The organism is Streptomyces sp. NPDC092369 (genome assembly GCF_044755245.1).
GTDB lineage: Bacteria > Actinomycetota > Actinomycetes > Streptomycetales > Streptomycetaceae > Streptomyces.
Window position 1 is genome coordinate 78,303 of the sequence record NZ_JBIVQP010000006.1, and the last position, 24,775, is coordinate 103,077.

Below are 24,775 nucleotides of genomic sequence, written 5' to 3' on the forward strand. Positions count from 1 at the left end.
TTCGTCACGCGTTCCCCCTCCAGATGTCCGTGAACCGGTCCAGCAGCGCGGCCGCCGCCGTCACGTCGTCGGTGAGCGGCCGGTCGGCCTGGTCCTGCGCCAGCACCGACTCGGCGAGCTCCAGCGCACGGCCCACCGGAAGCTCCGGCTCGGGCCGCAGCCCGCGCTGGCGCAGCGCCCGCACCGCGGCGACGAGTTCGCAGCCGACCACGAGACGGTACGCGCGACAGGCGCGCAGCGTCTGGCGTGCGGCGAGCGAGGCGAAGCTGGCCTGTTCCTCGACGCCCCGGGAGAGTACAGCGTGCCCGAGCGAGGCGGGAGCGGAGAAGGCCCGCAGGTCGCCGAGGGCCGCGGCGGCGGCGTACTCCAGGATCATCACGCCGGAGGAGGCGGGCTCCTGGTCGGCGAGGAAGGGCTTGAGGCGGGTGAACGCGGGCTCGTTGAGCGAGGAGAGCCGCGAGGTCGACAGCCGGGCCACCTGGGTGAGCGCGAGCCTGAAGTGGTCCAGGGCGAGGGCGAGTTGGGCCTGGTAGAAGCCGCCGTGGTGGTAGGCGGCCATGTCCTCGGGGGAGATGAGCGGGTTCTCGGCGGCCGCGTTGATCTCGATCGCGAGGACCGCCTCCAGGGCGTCGGCCGCGTCGTGGGCCGGACCGTGGATCTGCGGCAGACAGCGGAAGCCGTACGGGTCCTGGATCCGGCCGAGCGGCGGGGTGGGCCGGTCGGCGGCACCGATCAACTCCCGCATGCGCCGGGCGACTTCGCTGCTCCCCCGGTGCGGCCGGGCCGCGTGCACGGGAGCGGCGTACGGTTCGTGCGACCCGTCGACGGCCAGCATCGACAACGCACCGACCACCTGCGTGGCCTCCACCAGCCCGCGCAGCTCGTGCAGGGCGAGGGCGGCCTGGCCGAGCGTGAGGGCGTTGCTGCTGATGATGGCGAGCGCGTCGTTGTTGTCGAGCGGCTGCGCCTCGGGGACGCCGACGACGGCGCCCGCCGCGGGACCGGGACCGTTCCCGACGGAGTCACCCTCCCCACCGCCCCGCCAGGGATGCTCCCCCGCCAGCGCGAGCCCCATCTGCGCCAGCGCCGCGATGTCGCCCGTGCCCACCGAGCCGAACTCGTTGACCAGCGGGTAGACGCCGTTCTCCAGCGCCTCGCACAGGGCCGTGACGACGGTGGGGCGCAGGCCCGCGCCGCCCGCGAGGATCTGGTTGGCGCGGACGGCGAGCATGGCGCGGACCTGTCGGGCGGGCAGTTCGTCGCCGATGGCGCCGGCGTGGCTGCGCAGCAGGCGCAGGCCGTGCTCGGCTGCGGCCTCGGTGGGCACGTCCTCGTTCCGGTTGGCGCCGACGCCGGTCGAGCGGCCGTAGACGCGTCCGGTGGCCGCGATCTGCCGGGCGGCGTCCCAGGACTCCCCCGCCCGCTTCATCGCGTCGGTGCCGGGCACCGGCCGGGCGGCTCCGTCGGCGAGGCGGACGACGTCCTCGATGCCGAGCCCGACGCCGTCGAGGACCACCAGGCCGGTGTGGCCGGCCGATGAGCCGACCGACGCTCCCAGCGGCGTGTCCACGATCCGAGACGACATAAAGCTCAAACTCCCCTCAATCGGGACACCTGATCTTGCCTTTCGGTCATCTGTTACCTCGGATTAACACCAACCCGTTGACAACCTATTCAGACACCAAGAACTCTGCATGACGTTATACAGCCGGGCAAGGGACAACTCATGATCCAGTTCGATGCGGTCCACAAGCGCTTCCCCAACGGCACGACAGCAGTCCACGATCTCTCCCTGGAGATCCCGGAAGGCGGCGTGACCGTCCTCGTCGGATCCTCCGGTTGCGGCAAGACGACCACCCTGCGGATGGTCAACCGGATGGTAGAGCCGACGTCGGGCACGATCCGGGTCGGGGGCAAGGACGTCACCCGACAGGACGCGGCCGAACTGCGCCGCTCCATCGGGTACGTCATCCAGCAGGCCGGCCTCTTCCCGCACCGCACGGTGCTGGACAACGTCGCCACCGTGCCGCTGCTGCTGGGCCACGGCCGCCGCAGGGCCAGGGCCCGCGCCGCCGAACTGCTGGAGACCGTCGGCCTCACCGCCGAGTCCGGCCGGCGCTACCCGCACCAGCTCTCCGGCGGCCAGCAGCAGCGCGTCGGCGTCGCCCGCGCGCTCGCCGCCGACCCGCCGGTACTCCTGATGGACGAGCCCTTCGGCGCCGTCGACCCGGTGGTGCGCACCCAGCTCCAGGACGAACTCCTGCGCCTGCAGAAGGAGTTGAACAAGACCATCGTCTTCGTCACGCACGACGTCGACGAGGCCGTCCGCCTGGGCGACCGCATCGCGATCTTCCGCACCGGCGGCCATCTCGTGCAGTGTGCGGCGCCCGCCGAACTCCTCGCCCGCCCGGCCGACGACTTCGTGGCCGACTTCCTCGGCGCCGAGCGCGGCCTGAAGCTGCTCTCGCTGCAGACCCTCGCCGACGTCCCGCAGGGCCCGGCACCGGAAGGCGGCGCCTGGACCCTCGTACTCGACGAGGCACGCAAACCGCTGCACTGGGCGCCGAAGAACACGCGGGACGCCGAGATCCCCGTCCGACCGCTGCGCGACGGCGATTCGCTGCTCGCGGCGCTCGACGAGTCGATCGCCTCCCCCACCGGCCTGATAGCCCGCGTCGACGCGGCGGGCGTCCTCACCGGCGTCTCCGCCCGCGACAACATCCACGAGCACGCGGGCCGGGCGCACACGGCGGCCCGGACCCGCACCGAGGCCGCGCCCGAGACGGAGGCCGCCGCATGACCATCGACTGGTCGTGGATAGGCGACCACACCGACGACCTCACCAGCCTCACGGTCTCCCACCTCCAGGCCGCGCTGTCCGCCGTCTTCCTCGGCCTGCTGATCTCGCTCCCGCTCGCGGTCGTCGCCCATCGGGTCCGCCCCCTGCGCGGCTTCCTGCTCGGCCTGTCGAACGTGCTGTTCACGATCCCCTCGATCGCGATCTTCGTACTGCTGCTCCCGATCAGCGGCCTGACCCGCACCACCACGGTCATCGGCCTGACGGTCTACACGCTGGTCGTGCTGCTGCGGAACACGGTCGAGGGCCTCGACTCGGTCCCCACCAGGACCAAGGAGGCGGCGAAGGCGATGGGCACGCGCCCGCTGCGCACGCTGCTGACGGTCGAGTTCCCGCTGGCCCTGCCCGTGATCATGGCGGGCGTCCGAATCGCGACCGTGATGTCGATCTCCCTCGTCTCCGTCGCGACCTACATCGGCGACGGCGGCCTCGGCCAGCTCTTCACCGACGGCTTCCAGCGCGACTTCCCGACGCCGGTGATCGTGGGAGTGGTCCTCACCCTCCTGCTCGCCGTGGTCGCGGACGCGCTGCTGGTCGCCCTCCAGTACGTCCTGACCCCGTGGAAGAGGCGGCGAGCCTGATGTACGAACTCTTCAGGAACCTCGGCAAGTGGCTGACCAGCGGCGCCCAGTGGACCGGTTCGGACGGCATCGCGCACCGCCTCGCCGAGCACCTCCAGTACTCGCTGCTCGCGACCCTCATCGCGGCCCTGATCGGCCTCCCGCTGGGCCTGCTGATCGGGCACACCGGCAAGGGCGCGTTCCTCGCGATCAACCTCGCCTCCTTCGGCCGCGCCCTGCCGACCGTGGGCCTGGTGGTCCTCGTCTTCCTGGCCAGCGGCCTGTCCATGTGGCCGGTGTACATCGCGCTGGTCGCCCTCGCGGTCCCCTCGATCGTCACGAACACCTACGCCGGCATGACCGCCGTCGACCCGGACATCAAGGACGCGGCCCGCGGCCAGGGCATGCGCGGCCACCAGGTGCTGTTCCAGGTCGAGTTGCCGCTCGCGCTCCCCCTGATCATGACGGGCCTGCGCCTCGCGCTGATCCAGGTGGTCGCCACGGCCACGATCGCCGCGTACGTCTCCTTCGGCGGCCTCGGCCGGTACGTCTTCGACGGGCTCGCCCAGCGCGACCTCGTGCAGGTGCTCGGCGGGGCGGTGCTTGTGGCTGTCGTCGCCATCGTGCTGGACCTGGGCCTGTCGGCCCTCCAGCGATTCCTTTTCCGACACCGCACGGCGTGAGCCCTCGGGTGGATTGCCGTCTTTCATCTGCGGCGCTGCCGTGGCTGGTCGCGCTCACGTGGCGGTAGCCGCACATCGGCACGGTCCCGCGCCCCTTTGGGGCGCGCCGAACCTGAAGGAACGTGAAATGAACCGTCGTAAACTCCTCGGCGCCCTCGCCGGAACGGCCGTCGCCGTCCCCGTCCTGTCCGCCTGCTCCAGCGGTGTCACCTCCCTGGACGGCGGTGGCTCGGCCGGCGGTGGCAACGCCTCCAGCAAGAACGGCGTCACCATCGGCACCGCCAACTTCACCGAGAACCAGGTCCTCGGCTACCTCTACGCGGCCGCCCTCGAAGCGGCCGGCGTGAAGACCAAGGTCCGCCCCAACCTCGGCACCCGCGAGATCGTCTTCCCCGCCCTCAAGAGCGGCGACATCGACCTGCTGCCCGAGTACCAGGGCGCCCTGCTCACCTACCTCGACCCCAAGTCCAAGGTCTCCCAGGAGGGCGAGATGCAGAACGCCCTCACCGTCGCCCTCCCTTCCGGCCTGCAGGTCCTGCCGTACGGCACGGCCGAGGACTCCGACGCCTTCGCCGTCACCCGCGAGACCGCCAGGAAGTACGGGCTGACCTCCCTGGCCGACCTGAAGAAGCAGAACGGCAAGCTGGTCATCGGCGCCGCCGCCGAGGTGAAGACGCGTCAGGTGGGCGTCGTAGGACTGAAGGACGTGTACGGCGTGGAGTTCAAGGAGTTCAAGTCCCTTGATTCCGACGGGCCGTTGGTGAAGGGCGCGCTGAAGAAGGGGAACGTCGACGTGGCGAACCTCTTCACCACCGACACCGACATCGAGGCCAACGGCTGGGTGGTGCTGACCGATCCCCTGAACCTGATCCCCAGTCAGCACATCGTCCCCCTCATCGCCGACCGCGTGGCCGACCCGACCGTCCGCAAGGCCCTGGCCCGGCTCGGCAACCTCCTCACCACCGCCCAGCTCACCGAGCTCAATCGCCAGGTGGACAAGGACAAGAAGGACCCGGAGGACGTGGCGAACGCGTACGCGAAGCAGCACGGCATCACGAAGTAATGGGTGGTCATCGCGGGGTGCTGGAGTCCCTGGGGGCCCTGGGCGCGAACCCGAATTCCAACAGGGGGGCTATCCCCAGTGCGGCGAGCGCCCCGGCTCCTTAACGTGGTTTCCCATGACGGGAATGGAGACCATGATGGACGCGCGGGACGCCGAGCTCAAAAAGGAACTCAACGCCACTCTGCAGGCCCGCCGGGAGCTGGGCGAGGACTACGAGTCGGCGCTGGTCGACTCCTTCCTGGAGAAGGTCGACCAGCGCATCGACGGTGCGGTGGAGCGCCGGGTGCGCCGGCAGCTCGCCGAGCAGCAGATGGTGGTCGCCCGGGGTTCTAGGGCCTCGAAGTCGACGGACTCCTTCGGCGAGCGTTTCGGCTTCGGCATCGTTTCCCTCGTCCTCGCGATTCCCCTCTCGGGGATCGGCGGCGGAGTGGCCCACCTCCCCGGCCTCCTCGTCACCTGGGCCGGCATCGTGGGCGTCAACGCCTTCCAGGCCCTGCGCATGAACCCGAACCTGTTCGGCAGCAGGCGACGCCATAAGAACGCGGACGACTGGGAGGACTGAGGGGCGTGCCCGCTGGATGCCGGTCTGTATCACTCAGCCCGTCCGGCGCTTGAGGACGAGGCCGTCCAGGCCGACAGTGGGGGTCTGGGGGCGGCAGCCCCCAGCAGACGCCAGCACGAACGCCGGGTGCGCAATAAGGCGAGGACCACTCGACACCCCGCCGAAAAGATTGTCGCGGGGACCGCCGCACCCCCGTTGCCGGGGGGCGGGACGACGGCGGTCCCCGCGAGGGACGTGGACCGGGTCAGGCCCGGGGCCACATCCAGCGTCCATGGAGGTCCGGGAGCCGCTCCGGAGGTCCTTGGACGTTTTGGTGTCGGCCGAGGCGGGGAGCCGCTCCCGCCCTGCCGACACCCACCAATGTGCCGGACCCGTGTTAAGCGTGTGCTGCGCGGACGTGACGCCCTCGTACCACTTCCGAGAAGTCGGCTCCGGAGTCCGGCACGAGGAACGCCCCGGGGCCGGCCGCCGCAAGTTCGCCGCCGTCACGCCCCGTTCACCGGACGTTCGCGCTACTTCCCGCCCTTGGCGAGGAAGGCCAGCAGGTCCTGCCGGCTGATCACCCCGGTGGGCCGCCCGTCGAAGAGGACCATCGCCGCGTCGGCGTCACCGAGAACGGACATCAGGTCGCCGACCGGTTCACCGGAGCCGACCTGCGGCAGCGGGGCGGACATGTGCTTCTCCAGCGGGTCCTCAAGCGAGGCCCGCTTGCTGAACAGCGCGTCCAGCAGCTCCCGTTCGACCACGGACCCGACGACCTCGGCGGCCATGACGTCCGGGTGACCGGCGCCGGGCTTGACGACCGGCATCTGCGAGACGCCGTACTCGCGCAGCACCTCGATGGCCTGACCGACGGTCTCCTCGGGGTGCATGTGCACGAGGGAGGGGATCGCGCCGTGCTCCTTGTCGCTGAGGACGTCGGCGACGCGGGCGCTGGGGCCCTCGTCCTCCAGGAAGCCGTAGTCGGCCATCCACTCGTCGTTGAAGATCTTGCTGAGGTAGCCGCGACCGCTGTCCGGCAGCAGGACGACCACGACGTCGTCGGGGCCGAGCCGCTCGGCGACCCGCAGTGCCGCCACGACGGCCATGCCGCAGGAGCCGCCGACCAGCAGCCCCTCCTCCTTCGCGAGGCGGCGGGTCATCTGGAAGGAGTCCTTGTCGGACACGGCGACGATCTCGTCGGCGACCGTGCGGTCGTAGGCGGTCGGCCAGAAGTCCTCGCCCACGCCCTCGACGAGGTACGGGCGCCCGGAGCCGCCGGAGTACACGGAGCCCTCCGGGTCGGCGCCCACGACCTGCACGCGGCCCTCGCTGGCGTCCTTGAGATAGCGGCCGGTGCCGGAGATGGTGCCGCCGGTGCCGACGCCCGCGACGAAGTGGGTGATCCGCCCGTCCGTCTGCTCCCACAGCTCAGGGCCGGTCGAGTGGTAGTGGGAGAGCGGGTTGTTGGGGTTGGAGTACTGGTCCGGCTTCCAGGCGCCCGGCGTCTCGCGGACCAGCCGGTCGGAGACGTTGTAGTAGGAGTCGGGGTGCTCGGGGTCCACGGCCGTGGGGCAGACGACGACCTCGGCGCCGTACGCGCGCAGGACGTTGATCTTGTCGGTGCTCACCTTGTCGGGGCACACGAAGATGCAGTGGTACCCCTTCTGCTGGGCCACGATGGCGAGCCCGACGCCGGTGTTGCCGCTGGTGGGCTCGACGATGGTGCCGCCGGGCTGCAGCTCCCCGCTCTTCTCCGCGGCCTCGATCATGCGCAGGGCGATGCGGTCCTTCACGGAGCCGCCCGGGTTGAAGTACTCGACCTTGGCCAGAACGGTCGCCTGGATGCCCTTGGTCACGCTGTTGAGCCTCAGCAGCGGGGTGTTGCCGACGAGGCTGATCATCGAGTCGTGGAAATGCACCGTTGTCTCCGGTTGCTTGCATAAGGACTGGTCTTCGTTGGTTCCGCCAGCCTAAGGCCCGCAGCTGACGCAGGACGGTCGTTCACCCCCCGTTGAGATTGGCGGACCGTCTGTACGGGGCAAGGAGTGGGTGTACGACCAAGAGGAGGTGGCGGCGACGCATGACGAGAATGTCGAGGGCCCGGGTGGCCCGGCGGATCGCGGCCGGCGCGGCCTACGGCGGTGGCGGGATCGGGCTGGCCGGCGCGGCCGCCGTCGGTCTGCTGCTGGCCGAGGTGCAGATGGCCAAGCGGCAGGTGGGCAACGGCACCAGCGGGCGCGTCCCGGTGGCGGACGGCCGGTACGGCACGGCGTACACGGTCCCCGACGAACCGCCGCTGCGGCTGACGATGCTCGGTGACTCCACGGCCGCGGGCCAGGGGGTGCACCGGGCCGGGCAGACCCCGGGCGCGCTGCTCGCCTCGGGCCTCGCGGCGGTGGCCGAACGCCAGGTGACCCTGCACAACGTGGCCCTGCCCGGCGCGACCTCCGACGACCTGGACCGCCAGGTGGCGCTGGTCCTGGCGGACCCGACCCGGGTGCCGGACGTCTGCGTGATCATGATCGGCGCGAACGACGTCACGCATCACCTGCCGGCCACCCGCTCGGTTCGCCATCTCTCGGCCGCGGTCCGCCGGCTGCGCACGGCCGGCGCCGAGGTGGTCGTGGGCACCTGTCCCGACCTCGGGACGGTGGAGCAGGTCCAGCAGCCCCTGCGCTGGCTGGCCCGCCGCGCCTCCCGCCAGCTGGCGGCGGCGCAGACCATCGGCACGGTCGAGCAGGGCGGCCGCACGGTGTCCCTCGGTGACCTGCTGGGCCCCGAGTTCGAGGCGAACCCGCGCGAACTGTTCGGCCCCGACCACTACCACCCCTCCACCGAGGGCTACGCCACCGCCGCGATGGCCGTCCTCCCGACCGTCTGCGCGGCCCTGGGTCTGTGGCCGGCCGACGAGGAACGCCCGGACGTCTCCCGCCGCGAGGGCTTCCTGCCGGTGGCCCGGGCAGCCGCGGAGGCCGCGTCGGAGCCGGGTACGGAGGTCACGGCGGCGATGCCGACGGGTCCGCGGGGTCCATGGGCCCTGCTGAAGCGGCGCAAGCGGCGCAGGGTGCACGAACCGGCACCGGAGCCGAGGTCCGCACCTTCCGCTCGGGCCACTCCGTGACCTTCTCCGTGGCTGTTGCCTGAATCCGGGCTCCGGGAGAGCTCACGGAAAAGCAAGCGCTTGGAAACTGCGGTCAGGGTCACACCGCGCCACCCGTGACCCTGACCGTACGTACGGGTAACTTCCCAAGAAGCCCTGCCCGCCTTCCTTACGCCAATGGAGCCGTGATGCCCGAAGCAGTCATCGTCTCGACCGCCCGATCCCCCATCGGCCGCGCTTTCAAGGGCTCCCTCAAGGACCTGCGGCCCGACGACCTCACCGCCACGATCATCCAGGCCGCCCTCGCCAAGGTCCCCGAGCTGGACCCGAAGGACATCGAGGACCTGATGCTCGGCTGCGGTCTCCCCGGTGGCGAGCAGGGCTTCAACCTCGGCCGGATCGTCGCCGTGCAGATGGGCATGGACCACCTGCCGGGCTGCACGATCACCCGTTACTGTTCCTCGTCGCTGCAGACCAGCCGCATGGCCCTGCACGCCATCAAGGCCGGCGAGGGCGACGTCTTCATCTCGGCCGGTGTCGAGATGGTCTCCCGCTTCGTCAAGGGCAACTCCGACAGCCTCCCGGACACGCACAACCCGCTGTTCGCCGACGCCGAGGCCCGCACCGCCGAGGTCGCCGAGCAGGGCGCCGACAGCTGGCACGACCCGCGCGAGGACGGCCTGGTCCCCGACCCGTACATCGCGATGGGCCAGACCGCCGAGAACCTCGCCCGCCTCAAGGGCGTCACCCGCCAGGACATGGACGAGTTCGGGGTCCGTTCGCAGAACCTCGCCGAGGAAGCCATCAAGAACGGCTTCTGGGAGCGCGAGATCACCCCGGTCACCACCCCCGACGGCACGGTCGTCAGCAAGGACGACGGCCCGCGCGCCGGCGTCACCCTCGAAGCCGTCCAGGGCCTGAAGCCGGTCTTCCGCCCCGACGGCTTCGTCACCGCCGGCAACTGCTGCCCGCTCAACGACGGCGCCGCCGCCGTCGTGATCATGTCGGACACCAAGGCCCGCGAGCTCGGTCTGACCCCGCTCGCCCGCATCGTCTCCACCGGCGTCTCGGGCCTGTCCCCCGAGATCATGGGTCTCGGTCCCGTCGAGGCGTCCAACCAGGCGCTGCGCCGCGCCGGTCTCACCATCGACGACATCGACCTGGTCGAGATCAACGAGGCGTTCGCCGCCCAGGTGATCCCCTCCTACCGCGACCTGAACATCCCGCTGGAGAAGCTGAACGTGAACGGCGGCGCGATCGCCGTGGGCCACCCCTTCGGCATGACCGGCGCCCGCATCACCGGCACGCTGATCAACTCCCTTCAGTTCCACGACAAGCAGTTCGGTCTGGAGACGATGTGCGTCGGCGGCGGCCAGGGCATGGCGATGGTCATCGAGCGCCTGAGCTGAACCGCTCCGTAACCGCCGAGGCACCAACGGTGAGCCTCTGGCCCGGAGTCCGGGAATCCGCCGGGCTCCGGGCCGTTTTGTGATCCAATCTCCCCCAGGATGTGACCTATCTCCCAAGTGGAGGGTTTTCCGCAGGTCAGAGCCGTTACAGCACCAAACCCCGGGCCCAAAGTCCTGTCCGTTTCGTGACGTTACGCACTGACAGCTGGTTAGTCCGCCCTTCAAGCTGATGTAGGAAGTCGGGGGTCGACTTTGAACCGGGAGTACGTCAGTGAGCGCTATGCCGATCGCTTTGCTGCTCACCACGGTCGCCACCGGCGCCGTGGGCGTCGCCGTGCTGCGCACCCTCTTGGTGCTGCGCCGTGAGGTCGCGGCCTTGCACACCCAGCTCGCGGAGCACAGCACCGCGCGCGGACTCGTGCCAGCCGCCCGCCTCTCGGCCGAGGCCGACGAGATACGCGCCGCCGTCGCGGAGGCGCTCGCCGAGGAACGTGAGCGTGAACTGGCCGAGGCGCGTGCCTTCTGGGCCGCCCAGGAGGCCCGTGACGGCGATGCGCCGACCCTGCTGGGGCTGCCGGACAGCGAGCTGTTCCTGCCCCGCCAGAGCGACTTCGTGGGCCTTGAGCCGATGGAGGCGGTGACCGAGGCCGGCGCCGACGCGGACGGGTTCGCGGGCGGCACCTCGATGGACGGTTTCGTGGGCGACTCCCCCGAACTGGCCGCCGCCCGCCGCCGCCACCCCTCCCACCCGGACTTCGTACCGGTCCAGTCACCGGTGGTGAACGACCACGAACGCACGGTCGCCACCCTGGAGGAACTGGCCGCGTCCCAGGTCGAACTGGCCGACGTCCGCCCGGGTCCGCTCGGCACCCTCGACGTCTACGTCTTCGCCGACGGCACCACCCTCTGCATGACCCCGGGCCACCGCGAGACGGCGGAGCGCCTCTCCGCGGCCCTCCGCGCCGGCGAAACCCCGATCCTGCTGGGCGGTTCGGGAGTCTCGGGCGCGTACACACTGACGTTCGCGTGCGGCGAGGAGAACGTCTACATCCTGGCGGACCGGGTCATAGCGTCGCTCTAGCGATCACACGCCGGCGCGTTTTTGCGCCTCGGTCACCAACTTCACCGCGTCCTCCACCTGGCCCTCGTCCGACAGCACGAGGGCCAAATCATGCACGGCAACGGTGATTTGATCGGCCGCGGCGAACATCCCCGCATCCGGCATCTCCCGAGGAACGCAGGACGGGTCCTCGATCCGCTGGGCACGCAGTGCCAACTCCCTGGCCAGCGCCAGCGCCTCCGCCGCACCACTTCTCTGCAGCCGGCTCTGCGGAGCCGCCCGCAGACGGTCGGCGAAGTGATCCACGGCTCGCGTCAAAGGCGTCGTATCAACCACGGGACCGAGCGTACGCGGCGCCGCACTGTTGCCAACACGCCAACGCTCAGGCACGGTGACGTGAAGGACCGGCTTACATCCCCTTTGCGTCCGGAGGCGCCGATGTCCCAAGTGTTCTCCCAGGAGACCCACCGCAACATGCTCGCCCGCATCCCGCACTGCACCGGTCGTGAAGTGTCCGACTGGCTCCGCACCGTCGACGAAGGCCCCGCCCTCTTCCGCTTCGAGGAAAAGGTCAGCTGGCTCCGCCACGAACACAACCTCGCGTACGGCCACGCGAAGGCGCTCATCCACGAGTACGACCTGAGGAGGGCGGCGCGCAAATTCCTCTAGGCGCGCACCTGGACCACGCCAAAGGGCCCCGGGAGCGAACCCGGGGCCCTTTGCTGCGAACTGTGGCGTGACTACCGCACGACCGTCGGCGACTAATCGTTGCTGTTGAGGATCGCGATCAGGCGCAGGAACTCGAGGTAGATCCACACCAGCGTCAGCGTGAGACCGAACGCGGCGAGCCAGGCCTCTTCCTTCGGGGCGCCGTAGGCGATGCCGTCCTCGACCTGCTTGAAGTCCAGCGCGAGGAAGCACGCGCCTAGCAGGATGCCGATGACACCGAAGACGATGCCGAGCGGGCCGCTGCGGAAGCCGAGGCCGTCACCGCCGCCGAAGACGGCAAACAGCAGGTTCACCATCATCAGCAGGACGAAGCCGAGCGCGGCCGCCATCACGAAGCCGTAGAAGCGGCGGTTGACCCGGATCCAGCCCGCCCGGTAGGCGATCAGGACACCGGCGAACACCGCCATCGTGCCGATCACGGCCTGCATGGCCGCGCCGCTCGCGATGCGGTTGTCGACGACGCTGGAGACGACTCCGAGGAACACGCCCTCGAACGCCGCGTACGACAGGATCAGCGCGGGCGAGGCCTTGCGCTTGAAGGACTGGACGAACGCCAGCACCATGCCGATCAGCGCGGCGCCGACGCCGATCCCGTAGGAGCGGTTGATGTTGGCGTCGTCGACCGGGAGCAGCGCCCACGCGAGCGCGGCCGTCACGATCAGGGTGCCGAGCGTGGACGCCGTGCGCAGGACGACATCGTCCATGGTCATCCGGCCGGTGGTGGCCGGTGCCTGCGGCGGCGCGCCGTTCTGCAGGTCAGTCTGGGCGTACGGGTTGTTCGCGTAGGGGTTCCCCTGCGCGTACGGGTTGGCCTGCGTGCCGACGGCGGGACCCCCGGCCTGCGGCGAGGCGTTGAAGCCCGCGTAGCCGTTGTCGCGGCTGAACCCCCGTCGCGAGAAGACCGGGTTTCTGCTCCTCATTTCACTCCTCCATGGCCACCTTCGTGGGCCTTGGCTCAAGAGTAATAGGTAGGCAAAGGATTGACCCTACTGCTTGGGGAGGATCTTTCCCTCGTCGTGCTGCGCAACACGCTACGTGGCCGGGTGATTCCCGCCACCACGGGAGGCCTGATCATGACAGACCTGGGACACAGAAGTTATAGGGCGAACCCCGTGTATCCCTCGGCCAGGTCGGTCTCGGCGGCACGGGATGACACGATCCGCTCCAGCCGCGCCAGCTGCAGCCGGTCCTCGAAGTCGGTGGCGTCGGGGGCGCGGTGCAGCATGGTCGTCATGTCGTACGAGAACCGCTCGGCCTGCCACACACGGCGCAGGCAGGTCTGCGAGTACCCGTCGAGGAGCTCGTCCGAACCGGTCTCCTTCTTGTACGTCAGTGCGCGCGCGAAGGTCACCACGTCACCGACGGCCAGGTTGAGCCCCTTGGCGCCGGTCGGCGGCACGATGTGCGCCGCGTCACCGGCGAGGAAGAGCCGGCCGTGCCGCATCGGCTCGTGGACGTGGGACCGCATGGGGGTGACGGACTTCTGGGTGATGGGGCCGCGCTCCAGGCGCCAGTCGTCGTCGGTCTCGAAGCGGCGCTCCAGCTCCGCCCAGATCTCGTCGTCGCTCCACGCTTCGGCGTCCGTGCCGTCGGGGACCTGGAGGTAGAGGCGGGAGACGGACGGGGAGCGCATGGACAGCAGGGCGAAGCCGCGGTCGTGGCGGGCGTAGACGAGTTCGTCGTGCGAGGGCGGTACGTCGGCGAGGATGCCGAGCCAGCCGAAGGGGTACGTCCGCTCGAACACCCGGGTCAGTTCGGCGGGGATCGCCTTCCGGGCCACGCCCCAGGAGCCGTCGCAGCCGACGACGTAGTCGCAGTCGAGGACGTCCTCGCGCCCCTCGTACCGGAACACGACGAGCGGCCGCTCGCCCTCGGCCCCCTCGACACTCAGCGCCTCGGCCCCGAACAGGAGCGGGCCGCCCTCCTTGAGCTGGAGGGCGATCAGGTCCTTGCAGACCTCGGTCTGGGCGTAGACCGTCACGGACCGGCCACCGGTGAGACCGGGGAAATCGACGCGGTGGCGCTGTCTCGCGTACCGCAGCTCGATGCCGTCGTGGCGCAGGCCCTCGCGGTCCATGCGCTCGCCCGCGCCGGCCGCGCGCAGCACGTCCACCGTGCCCTGCTCCAGGATTCCGGCGCGCTGGCGCTGCTCGACGTAGGCGCGGTCGCGGCTTTCGAGGACGACGGAGTCGATGCCGGCGCGGTGCAGCAGCCGGGCGAGGAGGAGACCGGCGGGGCCGGCTCCGATGATGCCGACGGTGGTACGCATCGGGCGTTCCCTTCGGGCGGGGCTCTGTGCGGCCGACGAATGCACGGATGTTCGTACAGTGAAGTTTTATTCACTTGATCGATCCGAGTCTGCGCCGAGGCCTTCCCGATGTCAACGGTCCGCGCCACCGCCGGCGGACCCGACCGTCGCCGGTCGTCCTGTCCGCGAAGGGGCGGTCACGGGCAGGGCGACCGGCTCGGCCGGACGGTGGCGGCGGGTCAGCGACCCGGCCAGCCGTCCAGATGGCGGTGCATGGTGACGTCGGGCTTCTCCTCGCCCTTCGGGGCGTGCGCGACGGCATTCTGGAGGACGCCGGTGACCTCGGCGGCCAGGGCGTCGGCCTGGGTCTTGAGGTCGGCGGCCGGCAGCTTGGACCGGGTCAGCGTGTCCAACCGGCGGTGAATGTCGGCGAGTTGGCGCTTGGCGCCGCCGTCGAGGGTGAACGCCTTGGGCGTGGAGACCACGAACTGGTAGGCGCCGGCCAGGGTTTGGCAGCCGGTGCATTCCTTGTTGGCGGCGTCGCTGAGGTTCACGGCGTTCAGGTGCGTCTGCTCACCGGCGACGGTGACGATCTGGAAGGACAGCGCCACCGAGCGGCAGTGGTCGTCGACGGAACAGCCCACGGAGGCCGCGTTGGCCTGGTTGCGCACGGCGGTGGCCTTGGTCGTGCCGAACTGCCGGACGGTGAAGGAGTCCTTCGCCTGGGTGTGGTGGGCCCGGTTGGCCTGCGTGAACACATGGTCCTCGGCGAACGCGACGTGCGTCGTCCCGGTCGCGGCCTGCGCCGGCACCGCGGTCGCCGCCCCGGCGACCCCGGCGGCGAACAGCCCGAAACGGACGGCACGCCGGGTGAGTGGACTTGGGGTACGGGTTTTTCGATGGCTGCTCAAGGGTTCTCCTCGATGGATGAACGGTCCCGGACGGGAAGCCCCCGCCCGGGAGGCCACGACCTGCCGAGCGGCGCTCCCGACTCCCTCTCAGGTCGCCGCCGGCGTCTCGCTGGCCGGTGGGGTCGAGGGGAGGTCGGACGGGGAGGCCGGGGCGCTCTCCGAGGGGGTCGGGGTGGTGGGATCGGGGGCGGACGGGTCGCCCCCCGTGCCGGGCGACGACGGTTCCGGGTCGCCCCCGCTCGGGTCCTGGCTGGGAGCCACCGGGTTCTGGGAAGCCTGGTCGGACGGCCGGGCCGACGCCGGCGCGGACGGGGAGCCGGACGCCGAGGCGGCCGTACTCCCGGACGCGCCCGGCGACGCGCCGCCGCCGGGACCCGCGCTCGCGCCCGGGGTCGCCGGTGATGCCGAACCGGCGCTGTCCGAGGGGCCGTTCGAAGCGCTTCCGTCGGAGGTCGAGGCGTTGCGGGGCTCGGGCTCCTGCGTCGAGACCCCGGGTTGCAGGATCGGCGCGATGGGCGGGCGCTTCGGCAGCGGCTGGGGTGCGATCCCCGAGGTCCACGCGTAGCTGAGGCCCGCGAGACCGGCCAGCGCCAGTGCGCAGACGGCGATCCGCAGGCCCGGCCGGCCGGCCGTGGACTTCTTCGCGGCGCGGACCAGGCGGCCGCCCATCTTCACGGACAGATAGACGATTCCGGCCATCGGGCACAGCAGCATGACGCAGCCGATCGTCCCGACGAGCCCCTCCACGATCTTCCCGTCGGCGAACGCCGAACCGGTGCCCACGAGTTGCTCGGTCAGCGACCGCGTCATCGTGGCGAGGATCCGCGGCAGGTTCCACAGCGCGTAGCCCAACTCGCCGATGAGCAGCGGCACCATGGTCAGCACCCAGGTGGAGACGATGCGCCGCGTCGACTTCTTCAGCCCGGCGACCTCCTTGCGGGCCGCCCTCCCCTTCGTCCCCGGCAGCAGGCTCAGCAGGATCGGCTTGATCTTGCCGAAGAGATCCGGCACCCCGGCGAGGTCGCCCAGGATGTAGTAGCCGTCCAGCCGGACGGCCGGCATCAGCTGCTCCAGGATCTCGAAGTGGCCCAAGTACACGGCCGCGAGAAAGAACGGCTGCCCGGTGGCGAAGTACGCCCCCGCCATGGCGAGCATGAAGACGACGTTGAAGTACACCCCGCCCAGGTCGGTGCGGAGCCGCCCGGCCCGGCCGATCCGGTAGACGTCGGTGACGTCGGTGTACATCGACGGCCAGATCAGGAACAGCCCGCAGCCGATGCACCCGGGCCGGGCACCGCCGTATCTGCACGCGGAGGCGTGGCCGAACTCGTGGAAGACGAGCGAGGCCACGGTGAGCACGAAGACGACCAGGATCAGGACCGGCTGGTCGAGAACTTCCAGGACCGGCTCGATCGCCCCGAAGAAGCCGAACAGCCATACGTCCATGGCGACGGCCGCCAGCAGCACGACCGCGACGACCGGCGGCCGGTGCAGCCAGGTGAAGACGCTCGCGATGGCCGCCGTACGCCGCTCGTTGAAGATCACCCGGTGGCCCTTGAGGGCGAGCAGCAGGTCGGAGCGCGGGGCGTCGACCTCGTCGTCCTCCTGGCCCTCGGGGACCGTCACGCCCAGCGGTTGAAGCTTCTTCTCCACCAGGTAGCGGATGTTCTCGCCGCTGACCTCGCGGCCGAAGCGCGCGCTGACCCGGTAGGCGATCGTCTCGATGTCGCGGACGCCGTCCACGCTCGACGCCACCAGGTACAGCAGCCGGGACAGCTGCACGACCTGCCCGTCCCCCCGACGGGCGATGTACTTGGGCTCGGTGAAACCCGAGCCCTGGTACTCGCCGTGCAGCTGCAGCCCCGCGCTCAGCCGCGGTACCAACGGCTGTCCGACGACCGGCACGCTGCCCGTGGCGACCTGTTCGTAGGTCACCGGGCGGCCGCCCGGACCGGGTACGGGCCCGGTGCCGTACAGCGCCGTGGGCCCGTCTCCGAGCACCGTCATTGTGGTTCTCCCCCCAAGTCCGCGCCGCCTCCCCCCGGATGCGGCGGGTTCCCCCCGGTAAAGACGCCACGGGGGCGGACCGCCTCGCAGGCAACGTGCGGTCCGCCCCCGTGGCCGTACCGCTACTGAGTGACGGTGATGTTCTGCGCGGCCGAGGACGACGCGACCGAGTACGCGGAGTGGTCGTTGAGGGTCAGGGACTCGTTGGACGCCGAGATGTTGGCGACGTGCTTGGTGACGTTGGTGGTGCGGTTGAAGCTGAACTTCAGCTTGCCCAGCGCCTCACGGCCCGGCAGCAGCTCCGCGGACTCGGTGTCGAGCTCGTGCATGTCCATGCTCATGATGGATGTCCTCTCGGGATGTCGGTGGATGTCGGGTTCTGTTCGAGGTGGAGCGCGAGCGCTACTGCTTGACCGTGATGTTCTGCGCGGCGCCGGAGTCGGCCGCCGACCACGAGGAGTGGTCGTTGACGGCGGCGGACTGGTTGGCCGCCTCGATGTTGGCGACGTGCTTGGTGACGTTCGTGGTCCGGTTGAAGCTGAACTTCAGCTTTCCGAGGGCCTCGCGGCCCGGCAGCAGCTCGGCGGACTCGGCATCGAGCTCGTGGGCGTCCATCATGATCAGTTCCCCCTCAGGGACGGGCAGTTCCGATCGGACGGAGTCAGGTTCCCCCCAGACTCTGTCCAATCTGGTCGGACGTGCTGTCCAACGAGATTGGACACTAGGCCCTCGGGGACACGCTCCGCAACCCGTTCGGGGAATCACTCTTTCGGCGGCCCCCGCAGCCGCCCGTAGAATCGCCTCCGACATGCACGGATCCAGCGAGCGGCAAGCAGGAAGTGACGCACCAGTGGCCAACGCACTGCAGCAGTTGATCCGCGAGCGCCTCGACCGAAGAGGCTGGTCCTACGGCGACGTGGCGCGCCGCGGCGGGGTCCCGCGCTCCACCGTCCACCACCTGGCCACCACCGAACGCGTCTCCCGCATGCCCCAGTCGACCACCCTGGAAGGCCTGTCCAAGGGCCTGGAACTGCCGTTGGACACCGTGCGCCGCGCCGCCGCCGAGGCCTGCGGCATCCACGTGTACGGCCCGCCGGCCGGCTCGGATCCCACCGCCGCGGCCGGCGACCCCGCCGACCCCGAGGTCGACCTGCTCATCGCCAGCGTCCAGCAGCTGTCGGCCGACGACCGCCGCCATGTGGCCGCCCTCGTCGAGTCCCTGCTGGACCGCTCCACCCCTCGCGCACCGGAGAAGTGACCGCTCCCGGAGCCTGCGGCGCCGTCCGACGACCGAGGTGGGTGCCACTTCCGTCAAGTCGGAAAAAGAATTCAACTGCGCCCGAAACCACCGAGATCCCCCGCTAGTCTCTCGTCCTGCCCGAGGAGCGAGAGCCGCACGACCCCGGGCGCAAGCGCCTGTCCGGGGGGAAATGTGTTGTTCGTGCACGGCGGACCGGCCACGGCCGTGGTCCGCGGTCCCGCGGGCGAGTCGGTCGTCCTGCTCTCCGGCGAACTGCCCGATGAGCTCACCGAGGAGTCGGTCGCCGAACTCGTGGACCTCGCCGCCGCCGTCCTGGACACGGACGAGCTGGCCCTCTTCCACACCTGCCTGCGCACGCTGCGGCGGGACGGGATGCGGGCGGGGCGCCGGGTGGAGATGGGCGGCGCGGTACTGACCGTCTACCAGGGCTGACGTCGGCGTTAGCAGGCGTTCTGCGGGCCGGTCAACCTCTGTTGTCCAGGATGGCCGCGCCCCGCTCCCCCGGTCGAGACTTCCGTCATCGACCGCATGAGCCTCAGGGCTCGCAAGGGGGAACAGAAGAGAATGCGTGTGAACAAGAAGGTCGCGGCCACGGTCTCGGCGCTGGCGATGACCACCGGACTGCTCGCCATGTCCGGCGTCGGCACTACCGCCAGTGCCGCCGACGGCTGCAACACCAACGTGGTGACCGGTACCGCCCGCTCGGCGACCGGCGCCAGGGGCCAGCTCTTCGAGCTGAGGTACAACGGCTCCGGGACCAACACCTGCGCCTGGGGCCGGGTCACCAACGGCGCCGTCGGCATGCACGTCTGGGTGGACCGCAGCAGCGACGGCGGCCGCACCTGGGAGCCGCAGCTGGGCATCCGCCGGGTCGACGCCGGAACCAGCGTGCACACCGAGGCCTGGCGCGACTCGAACGGCAAGCTGATGCGGGCCTGCGGCGACTCCGGCGACGGCACGGCGATCGTCTGCACCGGCTGGTACTAGGGCCGACCGACCGTCTTCAAGGGTTGACACCAACGTCAATAAGGATTGACGCTGAAAATACCCCCGAAAGGGTGAGCGCCCACGCGTCGGATGTCGTCGCGTGGGCATGGAGGTGCCCGGAGCCGGACTTGAACCGGCACGCCCGCGAAGGGGCAGCGAGGTTTAAGCTCGCCGTGTCTGCATTCCACCATCCGGGCAGGCCATGGGCTCCGCGTCGAGGTTCCGAGCCTATCGGGATGCTTCCCTCGAACAGCGGCCCGGTGTACCGATGTTGTCTTATTTTATTGATGCCTGAGGGTGCATCAGCCACTGGAACGGGCCATCCGCACATGCCAATAGCCTTGCGTGCGGGATCCGGGGGCGTATGCGGAATGACGGAATTTCACCGCCCGAACGAGGGTGCTCCACCGGTTCTTGACGCAAGCGCTTCCGCGCGCCGGTCGAGGAGTCCCTTCGACGGACCCCCTCAGGGGTGACCGTCATCCCCAGGTATGACTCGACCACCCCGGGTCCCTCCGGAGTCTGCCTTCGGAACCGGAACAGCGGCTGACTACACGGGCACATCCGGCAACCACGATGGGAGACGTCCCCTTCACACGTCGTCCTTTCGAGGAGAGCCTCCCGTGACCACCACACCCGTCGCCGGCCGGACCACCACCGTGGCCGCGCGCGCCACGGATCTGTCGAAGATCTACGGACAGGGCGAGACCCAGGTGGTCGCCCTCGACCGCGTCTCCGTCGAGTTCCGGCAGGCCGAGTTCACCGCGATCATGGGCCCCTCCGGCTCGGGCAAGTCCACGCTGATGCACTGCGTGGCCGGCCTCGACTCCTTCTCCTCCGGATCCGTGCGCATCGGCGACACCGAACTGGGCTCGCTGAAGGACAAGGCGCTGACCAAGCTGCGCCGCGACAAGATCGGCTTCATCTTCCAGGCGTTCAACCTGCTGCCGACGCTGACCGCCATCGAGAACATCACGCTCCCGATGGACATCGCGGGCCGCAAGCCCGACAAGCAGTGGCTGGACACCGTCATCAAGATGGTGGGCCTCGCGGACCGGCTCAGCCACCGCCCCTCGCAGCTCTCCGGCGGCCAGCAGCAACGCGTCGCGGTGGCCCGCGCGTTGGCCTCCCGCCCCGACATCATCTTCGGCGACGAGCCGACCGGAAACCTCGACTCCCGCTCCGGCGCGGAGGTGCTCGGCTTCCTGCGCAACTCCGTACGGGAGCTGGGCCAGACCGTCGTCATGGTCACCCACGACCCGGTGGCCGCGGCCTACGCGGACCGCGTGGTCTTCCTGGCCGACGGCCGGCTGGTCGACGAGCTCTACCAGCCGTCGTCCGAGGCAGTCCTTGATTTCATGAAGCAGTTCGACGCGAAGGGCCGTACGAGCTGATGTTCCGCACCGCCCTGCGCAACGTCCTCGCGCACAAGGCCCGCCTCCTGATGACCGTCCTCGCCGTCATGCTCGGCGTCGCGTTCGTGTCCGGGACCCTGGTCTTCACCAACACCATCTCCGACGCCTTCCAGAACAGCTCGGCCAAGGGCTTCGACCAGGTCGACGTCGCCGTGACGCCCAAGTCCCAGCGGGACACGGGCAATACGATCAACAAGACGCCCGAGCTGACGAAGGCTCAGCTCGACACCGCGGCCAAGGTGCCGGGCGCCTCGAACGCCATCGGTGTCGTCACCGGCTTCACCGCCATCGCCGACAAGGACGGCAAGCTCATCGGCGGCGGCTTCCAGTCGCAGGGCGGCAACTACTGGGGCGACAAGGACCCCCGCTACCCGCTGACCTCCGGCACCGCCCCGCACGGCAAGGACCAGGTCGCCATCGACGCGGAGACCGCGAAGCGGGCCGGCTACAAGGTCGGCGACACCATCCGCATCTCCGTCGACGGCCCGGTCCTCACCCCGAGGATCACCGGCATCTTCACCACCGACGACGGCAACGTCGCGGCCGGCGGCAGCCTCGCGCTCTACGACACCGCCACCGCGCAGACCCTGTTCGGCAAGCCCGGCACGTTCGACGAGATCGACGTGAAGGCGGCCTCCGGCACCTCCCAGGCGGCGCTGAAGTCCGCGCTGGACAAGGCGCTGCCCGCCAAGCTCGTGGAGACCGAGACCGGCAAGAAGCTCGCCGACGACCAGGCCGAGCAGATCGCCTCCTCGATGAGCGGCCTCAAGCAGGGCCTGCTGGTCTTCGCCGGCATCGCGCTGTTCGTCGGCACGTTCATCATCGCCAACACCTTCACCATGCTGGTCGCCCAGCGCACCAAGGAACTGGCGCTGCTGCGCGCGGTCGGCGCCTCCCGCCGGCAGGTCACGCGCTCGGTGCTGATCGAGGCGTTCGTGGTCGGCGTGGTGGCCGGGGTGACCGGACTGGTCGCGGGCATCGGCATCGGAGCCGGCCTGCGCTCGCTGATGAACTCCTTCGGCGCGACCGTCCCCGACGGCCCGCTGGTCATCTCCCCCGGCACGGTCGTGGCCGCCCTCCTGGTCGGCGTCGTCATCACCATGCTGGCGGCCTGGCTGCCCGGCCGCCGGGCGGCGAAGATCCCGCCGGTGGCCGCGATGAGCAGCGTGCACGCGAAGGCGACGACCAAGTCGCTGGTGCTGCGCAACACGTTGGGCGCGCTGTTCAGCGGCGCGGGCATCGCGACCGTGCTGGCCGCCACGACGATGGACGGCTCGACCGGCCAGGCCCCCATGGGGCTCGGCGCCGTACTGCTGATCATCGGCGTGTTCATCCTGACCCCGCTGCTGTCCCGCCCGCTGATCGCGGCGACGGCACCGGTCCTGCGGATCTTCGGCATCTCGGGCAAGCTGGCCCGCCAGAACTCGGTGCGCAACCCGCGCCGTACGGCCGCCACCGCCTCCGCGCTGATGATCGGGCTCACCCTGATCACCGGTATGACGGTGGTCGCCGGCAGCCTGCAGAAGTCGATCGACAAGATGGCCTCGGCCGCGATCAGCGCCGACTACATCATCTCCATGGCCAACGGCAACGAACTGTCCACGGACGTCGACAGGAAGCTGGAGTCCACCGCGGGCGTCGCCGCCACCAGCCCGCTGCGCAACTCCCCCTCGCGCATCGACGGCACGACCGAGTACCTGACCGGCGTGAACGGTGCCGCGATCGGCGAGCTGACCGACCTGAAGGTCGACAGCGGCTCTTTCAAGGTCGGCGGCGACCAGGTCGTCGTCGACGACGACACCGCCAAGTCCTACGGCTGGAAGGCCGGTTCGGACTTCACGGTGCACTACGAGGACGGCAAGGCGCAGCGGCTGACGGTGGCCGGTGTCTACGAGGGCAACGAGCTGATCCGGGGCATCATGCTCGACAACAAGGTCCTCACCCCGCACCTGACCGACCCGGGCGACATGCAGATCCTGGTCAAGACCGCCGACGGCGCCTCCAGCGCGACGAAGGACAAGCTGGAGAAGGCCCTGGGCACCAACCCGGCCATCAAGGTGCAGAGCAAGCAGGACCTGTCCGACGACATCGCGCAGATCTTCACGCTGATGTTGAACATGCTCTACGGGCTGCTCGCCATGGCGGTCATCGTGGCCGTCCTCGGTGTCATCAACACCCTGGCGATGTCGGTCTTCGAGCGCTCGCAGGAGATCGGCATGCTGCGCGCGATCGGCCTGGACCGCAAGTCCATCAAGCGCATGGTGCGCCTGGAGTCCCTGGTCATCTCCCTGTTCGGCGGCGTTCTCGGCATCGGCCTGGGCGTGTTCTTCGGCTGGGCGGCCGGCGAACTGCTGGGCGCGAAGATGGCGACGTACGAACTGGTCCTGCCCTGGACCAGGATGGCGATCTTCCTGCTGCTGGCGGCGACGGTCGGCATCCTGGCCGCGCTGTGGCCGGCCCGCCGGGCGGCGAAGATGAACATGCTGGCGGCGATCAAGTCGGAGTAGCGGGAGGGATGTTGACTGCGGAGGGGCTCCGCTGCCGGGTGGCGGCGGAGCCCCTCCGCAGTCAAGTGCCGTGCGGACGTGGTCGGTTCAGTTCCAGGTGCGCGCCCGCAACGGCAGCCCGGAGCGGCCCGACTCGGGTGTGCGTACCGCCAGCACCTGGTTGACACCGATGCGGTTGCGCTCGAAGGCGAGGGCGCTGGCGGCCATGTAGAGGCGCCAGACGCGGGCGCGGCCGGCGCTGGTCAGCTTCACCGCCCGCCCCCACTCCGCCTCCAGGTTGGCCACCCAGCGGCGCAGCGTGAGCGCGTAGTGCTCGCGGATCGACTCGACGTCCCGCACCTCGAACCCGGCCCGCTCCAACTGCGTGACGGTGGAGCCGAGCGGGGCGAGTTCGCCGTCCGGGAAGACGTACGCGTCGATGAACTCGTCGATGTCGTACGCCGACTCGTCGCTCTGCGGCCGGCGCGCGATCTGGTGGTTGAGCAGCCGGCCGCCGGGCCTGAGCAGCCGGTACAGATCCCGGGCGTACTCCAAGTACCGTTCCGCGCCGACGTGTTCGGCCATGCCGATGGAGGAGATGGCGTCGTAGGGACCGTCGGCGACGTCCCGGTAGTCCTGCACCCGGATCTCCACCCGGTCGGTGAGCCCCTCGTCCGCGACACGCTTGCGGGCGTAGGCGGCCTGTTCCTGGGAGAGGGTGATGCCGACGACGCTCACGCCGTGCTCGCGGGCGGCGTGCACGGCCATGGAGCCCCAGCCGCAGCCGACGTCGAGCAGTCGCTGACCGGGCGTCAGATCCAGCTTGCGGCAGACGAGTTCGAGTTTGTCGCGCTGCGCGTCCTCAAGCGTGGCGTCATCCGTGGAGGCCTCCCAGTAGGCGCACGAGTACACCATGGAGGGGCCGAGGACGATCTCGTAGAAGTCGTTGCCGACGTCGTAGTGGTGGCTGATGGCGCGTCTGTCACTGCGTTTGGTGTGCAGGTGGGAGCGGGTCCTGCGGACCTCCTCGCGGGGCGGGGCGGGCGGCAGCGGGAGCCCGGCGAGCTTCACGAGTCCGCGGGCGGCGGCCCGTACCTCCGGCTCGCGCACCATCTGCGCGAGGGACCTGGCGTCCTCCCCGCGCTCCCACACCAGCCCGGCGATCAGGTCGAGGGCGGTGTAGAGGTCCCCTTCGATGTCCAGGTCCCCCGAGACCCAGGCACGGGCGAGCCCCAGCTCGCCCGGTCTCCACAGCAGCCGGCGCACCGCGCGCCGGTTGCGTACGACCAGCGTGGGCGCGCCCGGCGGCCCCGCCTGCGACCCGTCCCAGGCGCGGATGCGCACGGGGAGGGGAGTGCCCAGCAGTTGTTCCAAGAGGGTCTTGAGCCGCAGCGCGGCGTCAGCCATGACGCACACCTCCGTGACGAGGTTCCCTTAATTGTCCAGTCACTACGT

General features: G+C 70.1%; 24 protein-coding genes and 1 tRNA gene. 14 read left to right on the plus strand and 11 right to left on the minus strand.

Going from position 1 to position 24,775, the window contains the following annotated elements:
• Window positions 1-4 precede the first annotated feature (4 nt).
• Complete coding sequence (locus ACIQI8_RS32265; protein ID WP_402358184.1) at window positions 5-1,585, minus strand: aromatic amino acid ammonia-lyase; 1,581 nt, start codon at window positions 1,583-1,585, stop codon at window positions 5-7.
• A 141-nt stretch (window positions 1,586-1,726) separates the two neighbouring features.
• Between ACIQI8_RS32265 and ACIQI8_RS32270 the strand changes: the two genes are divergently transcribed.
• The 5 genes from ACIQI8_RS32270 to ACIQI8_RS32290 all read left to right on the plus strand — a co-directional run bounded on the left by ACIQI8_RS32270 (window position 1,727) and on the right by ACIQI8_RS32290 (window position 5,725).
• Complete coding sequence (locus tag ACIQI8_RS32270; protein ID WP_402358187.1) at window positions 1,727-2,800, plus strand: ABC transporter ATP-binding protein; 1,074 nt, start codon at window positions 1,727-1,729, stop codon at window positions 2,798-2,800.
• Window positions 2,797-3,438: an ABC transporter permease gene (locus ACIQI8_RS32275; RefSeq protein ID WP_402358190.1), complete on the plus strand. Its 642-nt coding sequence runs from the start codon at window positions 2,797-2,799 to the stop codon at window positions 3,436-3,438. Before ACIQI8_RS32270 ends, ACIQI8_RS32275 begins: the two co-directional genes overlap by 4 nt.
• Window positions 3,438-4,100 (plus strand): ABC transporter permease, encoded by a 663-nt coding sequence (locus tag ACIQI8_RS32280; RefSeq protein WP_402358193.1) that lies wholly within the window; start codon window positions 3,438-3,440, stop codon window positions 4,098-4,100. Before ACIQI8_RS32275 ends, ACIQI8_RS32280 begins: the two co-directional genes overlap by 1 nt.
• Window positions 4,101-4,227: 127 nt before the next feature.
• Window positions 4,228-5,163, plus strand: coding sequence for an ABC transporter substrate-binding protein (locus ACIQI8_RS32285; protein ID WP_402358196.1), 936 nt, complete (start codon window positions 4,228-4,230; stop codon window positions 5,161-5,163).
• 136 nt (window positions 5,164-5,299) lie between these two features.
• Window positions 5,300-5,725, plus strand: coding sequence for a hypothetical protein (locus tag ACIQI8_RS32290; protein ID WP_402359679.1), 426 nt, complete (start codon window positions 5,300-5,302; stop codon window positions 5,723-5,725).
• 512 nt (window positions 5,726-6,237) lie between these two features.
• On the opposite strand, the gene ACIQI8_RS32295 is transcribed toward ACIQI8_RS32290, so the two are convergent.
• The gene (locus ACIQI8_RS32295) at window positions 6,238-7,626 is read right to left on the minus strand and encodes a cystathionine beta-synthase (protein WP_124003745.1); all 1,389 of its coding nucleotides are present in this window, start codon (window positions 7,624-7,626) and stop codon (window positions 6,238-6,240) included.
• 161 nt (window positions 7,627-7,787) lie between these two features.
• Between ACIQI8_RS32295 and ACIQI8_RS32300 the strand changes: the two genes are divergently transcribed.
• The 3 genes from ACIQI8_RS32300 to ACIQI8_RS32310 all read left to right on the plus strand — a co-directional run bounded on the left by ACIQI8_RS32300 (window position 7,788) and on the right by ACIQI8_RS32310 (window position 11,297).
• The gene (locus tag ACIQI8_RS32300) at window positions 7,788-8,828 is read left to right on the plus strand and encodes an SGNH/GDSL hydrolase family protein (RefSeq protein ID WP_402358199.1); all 1,041 of its coding nucleotides are present in this window, start codon (window positions 7,788-7,790) and stop codon (window positions 8,826-8,828) included.
• A 167-nt stretch (window positions 8,829-8,995) separates the two neighbouring features.
• Window positions 8,996-10,216 (plus strand): acetyl-CoA C-acetyltransferase, encoded by a 1,221-nt coding sequence (locus ACIQI8_RS32305; protein WP_402358202.1) that lies wholly within the window; start codon window positions 8,996-8,998, stop codon window positions 10,214-10,216.
• A 280-nt stretch (window positions 10,217-10,496) separates the two neighbouring features.
• The gene (locus ACIQI8_RS32310; protein WP_402359682.1) at window positions 10,497-11,297 is read left to right on the plus strand and encodes a hypothetical protein; all 801 of its coding nucleotides are present in this window, start codon (window positions 10,497-10,499) and stop codon (window positions 11,295-11,297) included.
• A 3-nt stretch (window positions 11,298-11,300) separates the two neighbouring features.
• Here the strand turns inward: ACIQI8_RS32310 and ACIQI8_RS32315 are convergent, their stop codons facing one another.
• Window positions 11,301-11,612 carry a hypothetical protein gene (locus ACIQI8_RS32315; RefSeq protein ID WP_402358205.1) on the minus strand — a complete coding sequence of 104 codons (312 nt, stop codon included), beginning with the start codon at window positions 11,610-11,612 and terminating at the stop codon, window positions 11,301-11,303.
• A 102-nt stretch (window positions 11,613-11,714) separates the two neighbouring features.
• On the opposite strand from ACIQI8_RS32315, the gene ACIQI8_RS32320 reads away from it, so the two are divergent.
• A complete protein-coding gene (locus ACIQI8_RS32320; protein ID WP_124003749.1) occupies window positions 11,715-11,945 on the plus strand; it encodes a DUF4287 domain-containing protein in 231 nt (76 codons plus the stop codon).
• Window positions 11,946-12,037: 92 nt separating this feature from the next.
• On the opposite strand, the gene ACIQI8_RS32325 is transcribed toward ACIQI8_RS32320, so the two are convergent.
• The 6 genes from ACIQI8_RS32325 to ACIQI8_RS32350 form a co-directional block, all read right to left on the minus strand.
• On the minus strand, window positions 12,038-12,925 hold the full coding sequence (locus ACIQI8_RS32325; protein WP_402358208.1) for a Bax inhibitor-1/YccA family protein: 888 nt from the start codon (window positions 12,923-12,925) through the stop codon (window positions 12,038-12,040).
• A 176-nt stretch (window positions 12,926-13,101) separates the two neighbouring features.
• The gene (locus ACIQI8_RS32330; protein WP_402358211.1) at window positions 13,102-14,274 is read right to left on the minus strand and encodes a 4-hydroxybenzoate 3-monooxygenase; all 1,173 of its coding nucleotides are present in this window, start codon (window positions 14,272-14,274) and stop codon (window positions 13,102-13,104) included.
• A gap of 218 nt (window positions 14,275-14,492) precedes the next feature.
• Window positions 14,493-15,164 (minus strand): hypothetical protein, encoded by a 672-nt coding sequence (locus ACIQI8_RS32335; RefSeq protein ID WP_402358214.1) that lies wholly within the window; start codon window positions 15,162-15,164, stop codon window positions 14,493-14,495.
• Between the two features lie 87 nt (window positions 15,165-15,251).
• Entirely contained in the window at window positions 15,252-17,171 is a 1,920-nt protein-coding gene (locus tag ACIQI8_RS32340; protein ID WP_402358217.1) for a hypothetical protein, read from the minus strand.
• Window positions 17,172-17,293: 122 nt separating this feature from the next.
• A complete protein-coding gene (locus tag ACIQI8_RS32345) occupies window positions 17,294-17,512 on the minus strand; it encodes a hypothetical protein (RefSeq protein WP_402358220.1) in 219 nt (72 codons plus the stop codon).
• Between the two features lie 61 nt (window positions 17,513-17,573).
• Complete coding sequence (locus tag ACIQI8_RS32350; RefSeq protein ID WP_402358222.1) at window positions 17,574-17,789, minus strand: hypothetical protein; 216 nt, start codon at window positions 17,787-17,789, stop codon at window positions 17,574-17,576.
• Between the two features lie 232 nt (window positions 17,790-18,021).
• Here ACIQI8_RS32350 and ACIQI8_RS32355 point away from each other — a divergent pair, with 232 nt between their 5' ends.
• The 3 genes from ACIQI8_RS32355 (at window position 18,022) to ACIQI8_RS32365 (ending at window position 19,419) form a co-directional block, all read left to right on the plus strand.
• Window positions 18,022-18,429, plus strand: a complete 408-nt coding sequence (locus ACIQI8_RS32355; protein ID WP_402358225.1) for a helix-turn-helix transcriptional regulator — start codon at window positions 18,022-18,024, stop codon at window positions 18,427-18,429.
• Window positions 18,430-18,612: 183 nt separating this feature from the next.
• Window positions 18,613-18,864, plus strand: a complete 252-nt coding sequence (locus tag ACIQI8_RS32360; protein WP_402358228.1) for a hypothetical protein — start codon at window positions 18,613-18,615, stop codon at window positions 18,862-18,864.
• 138 nt (window positions 18,865-19,002) lie between these two features.
• On the plus strand, window positions 19,003-19,419 hold the full coding sequence (locus ACIQI8_RS32365; protein WP_402358231.1) for a glycosyl hydrolase: 417 nt from the start codon (window positions 19,003-19,005) through the stop codon (window positions 19,417-19,419).
• A gap of 113 nt (window positions 19,420-19,532) precedes the next feature.
• On the opposite strand, the gene ACIQI8_RS32370 is transcribed toward ACIQI8_RS32365, so the two are convergent.
• Window positions 19,533-19,616, minus strand: a tRNA-Leu gene (locus tag ACIQI8_RS32370).
• A gap of 426 nt (window positions 19,617-20,042) precedes the next feature.
• Between ACIQI8_RS32370 and ACIQI8_RS32375 the strand changes: the two genes are divergently transcribed.
• Window positions 20,043-20,813, plus strand: coding sequence for an ABC transporter ATP-binding protein (locus tag ACIQI8_RS32375; protein WP_402358234.1), 771 nt, complete (start codon window positions 20,043-20,045; stop codon window positions 20,811-20,813).
• The gene (locus ACIQI8_RS32380) at window positions 20,813-23,341 is read left to right on the plus strand and encodes an ABC transporter permease (protein WP_402358237.1); all 2,529 of its coding nucleotides are present in this window, start codon (window positions 20,813-20,815) and stop codon (window positions 23,339-23,341) included. Before ACIQI8_RS32375 ends, ACIQI8_RS32380 begins: the two co-directional genes overlap by 1 nt.
• Before the next feature lie 87 nt (window positions 23,342-23,428).
• Here the strand turns inward: ACIQI8_RS32380 and ACIQI8_RS32385 are convergent, their stop codons facing one another.
• Window positions 23,429-24,727, minus strand: coding sequence for a class I SAM-dependent methyltransferase (locus ACIQI8_RS32385; RefSeq protein WP_402358240.1), 1,299 nt, complete (start codon window positions 24,725-24,727; stop codon window positions 23,429-23,431).
• Window positions 24,728-24,775 lie beyond the last annotated feature (48 nt).

Bases quoted from the DNA above. Each gene is read 5' to 3' on its own strand.
- ACIQI8_RS32265 (WP_402358184.1), bottom strand. From the start codon at position 1,585: ATGTCGTCTCGGATCGTGGACACGCCGCTGGGAGCGTCGGTCGGCTCA.
- ACIQI8_RS32270 (WP_402358187.1), top strand. From the start codon at position 1,727: ATGATCCAGTTCGATGCGGTCCACAAGCGCTTCCCCAACGGCACGACA.
- ACIQI8_RS32275 (WP_402358190.1), top strand. From the start codon at position 2,797: ATGACCATCGACTGGTCGTGGATAGGCGACCACACCGACGACCTCACC.
- ACIQI8_RS32280 (WP_402358193.1), top strand. From the start codon at position 3,438: ATGTACGAACTCTTCAGGAACCTCGGCAAGTGGCTGACCAGCGGCGCC.
- ACIQI8_RS32285 (WP_402358196.1), top strand. From the start codon at position 4,228: ATGAACCGTCGTAAACTCCTCGGCGCCCTCGCCGGAACGGCCGTCGCC.
- ACIQI8_RS32290 (WP_402359679.1), top strand. From the start codon at position 5,300: ATGGACGCGCGGGACGCCGAGCTCAAAAAGGAACTCAACGCCACTCTG.
- ACIQI8_RS32300 (WP_402358199.1), top strand. From the start codon at position 7,788: ATGACGAGAATGTCGAGGGCCCGGGTGGCCCGGCGGATCGCGGCCGGC.
- ACIQI8_RS32305 (WP_402358202.1), top strand. From the start codon at position 8,996: ATGCCCGAAGCAGTCATCGTCTCGACCGCCCGATCCCCCATCGGCCGC.
- ACIQI8_RS32310 (WP_402359682.1), top strand. From the start codon at position 10,497: ATGCCGATCGCTTTGCTGCTCACCACGGTCGCCACCGGCGCCGTGGGC.
- ACIQI8_RS32320 (WP_124003749.1), top strand. From the start codon at position 11,715: ATGTCCCAAGTGTTCTCCCAGGAGACCCACCGCAACATGCTCGCCCGC.
- ACIQI8_RS32325 (WP_402358208.1), bottom strand. From the start codon at position 12,925: ATGAGGAGCAGAAACCCGGTCTTCTCGCGACGGGGGTTCAGCCGCGAC.
- ACIQI8_RS32330 (WP_402358211.1), bottom strand. From the start codon at position 14,274: ATGCGTACCACCGTCGGCATCATCGGAGCCGGCCCCGCCGGTCTCCTC.
- ACIQI8_RS32340 (WP_402358217.1), bottom strand. From the start codon at position 17,171: ATGACGGTGCTCGGAGACGGGCCCACGGCGCTGTACGGCACCGGGCCC.
- ACIQI8_RS32345 (WP_402358220.1), bottom strand. From the start codon at position 17,512: ATGAGCATGGACATGCACGAGCTCGACACCGAGTCCGCGGAGCTGCTG.
- ACIQI8_RS32350 (WP_402358222.1), bottom strand. From the start codon at position 17,789: ATGATGGACGCCCACGAGCTCGATGCCGAGTCCGCCGAGCTGCTGCCG.
- ACIQI8_RS32380 (WP_402358237.1), top strand. From the start codon at position 20,813: ATGTTCCGCACCGCCCTGCGCAACGTCCTCGCGCACAAGGCCCGCCTC.
- ACIQI8_RS32385 (WP_402358240.1), bottom strand. From the start codon at position 24,727: ATGGCTGACGCCGCGCTGCGGCTCAAGACCCTCTTGGAACAACTGCTG.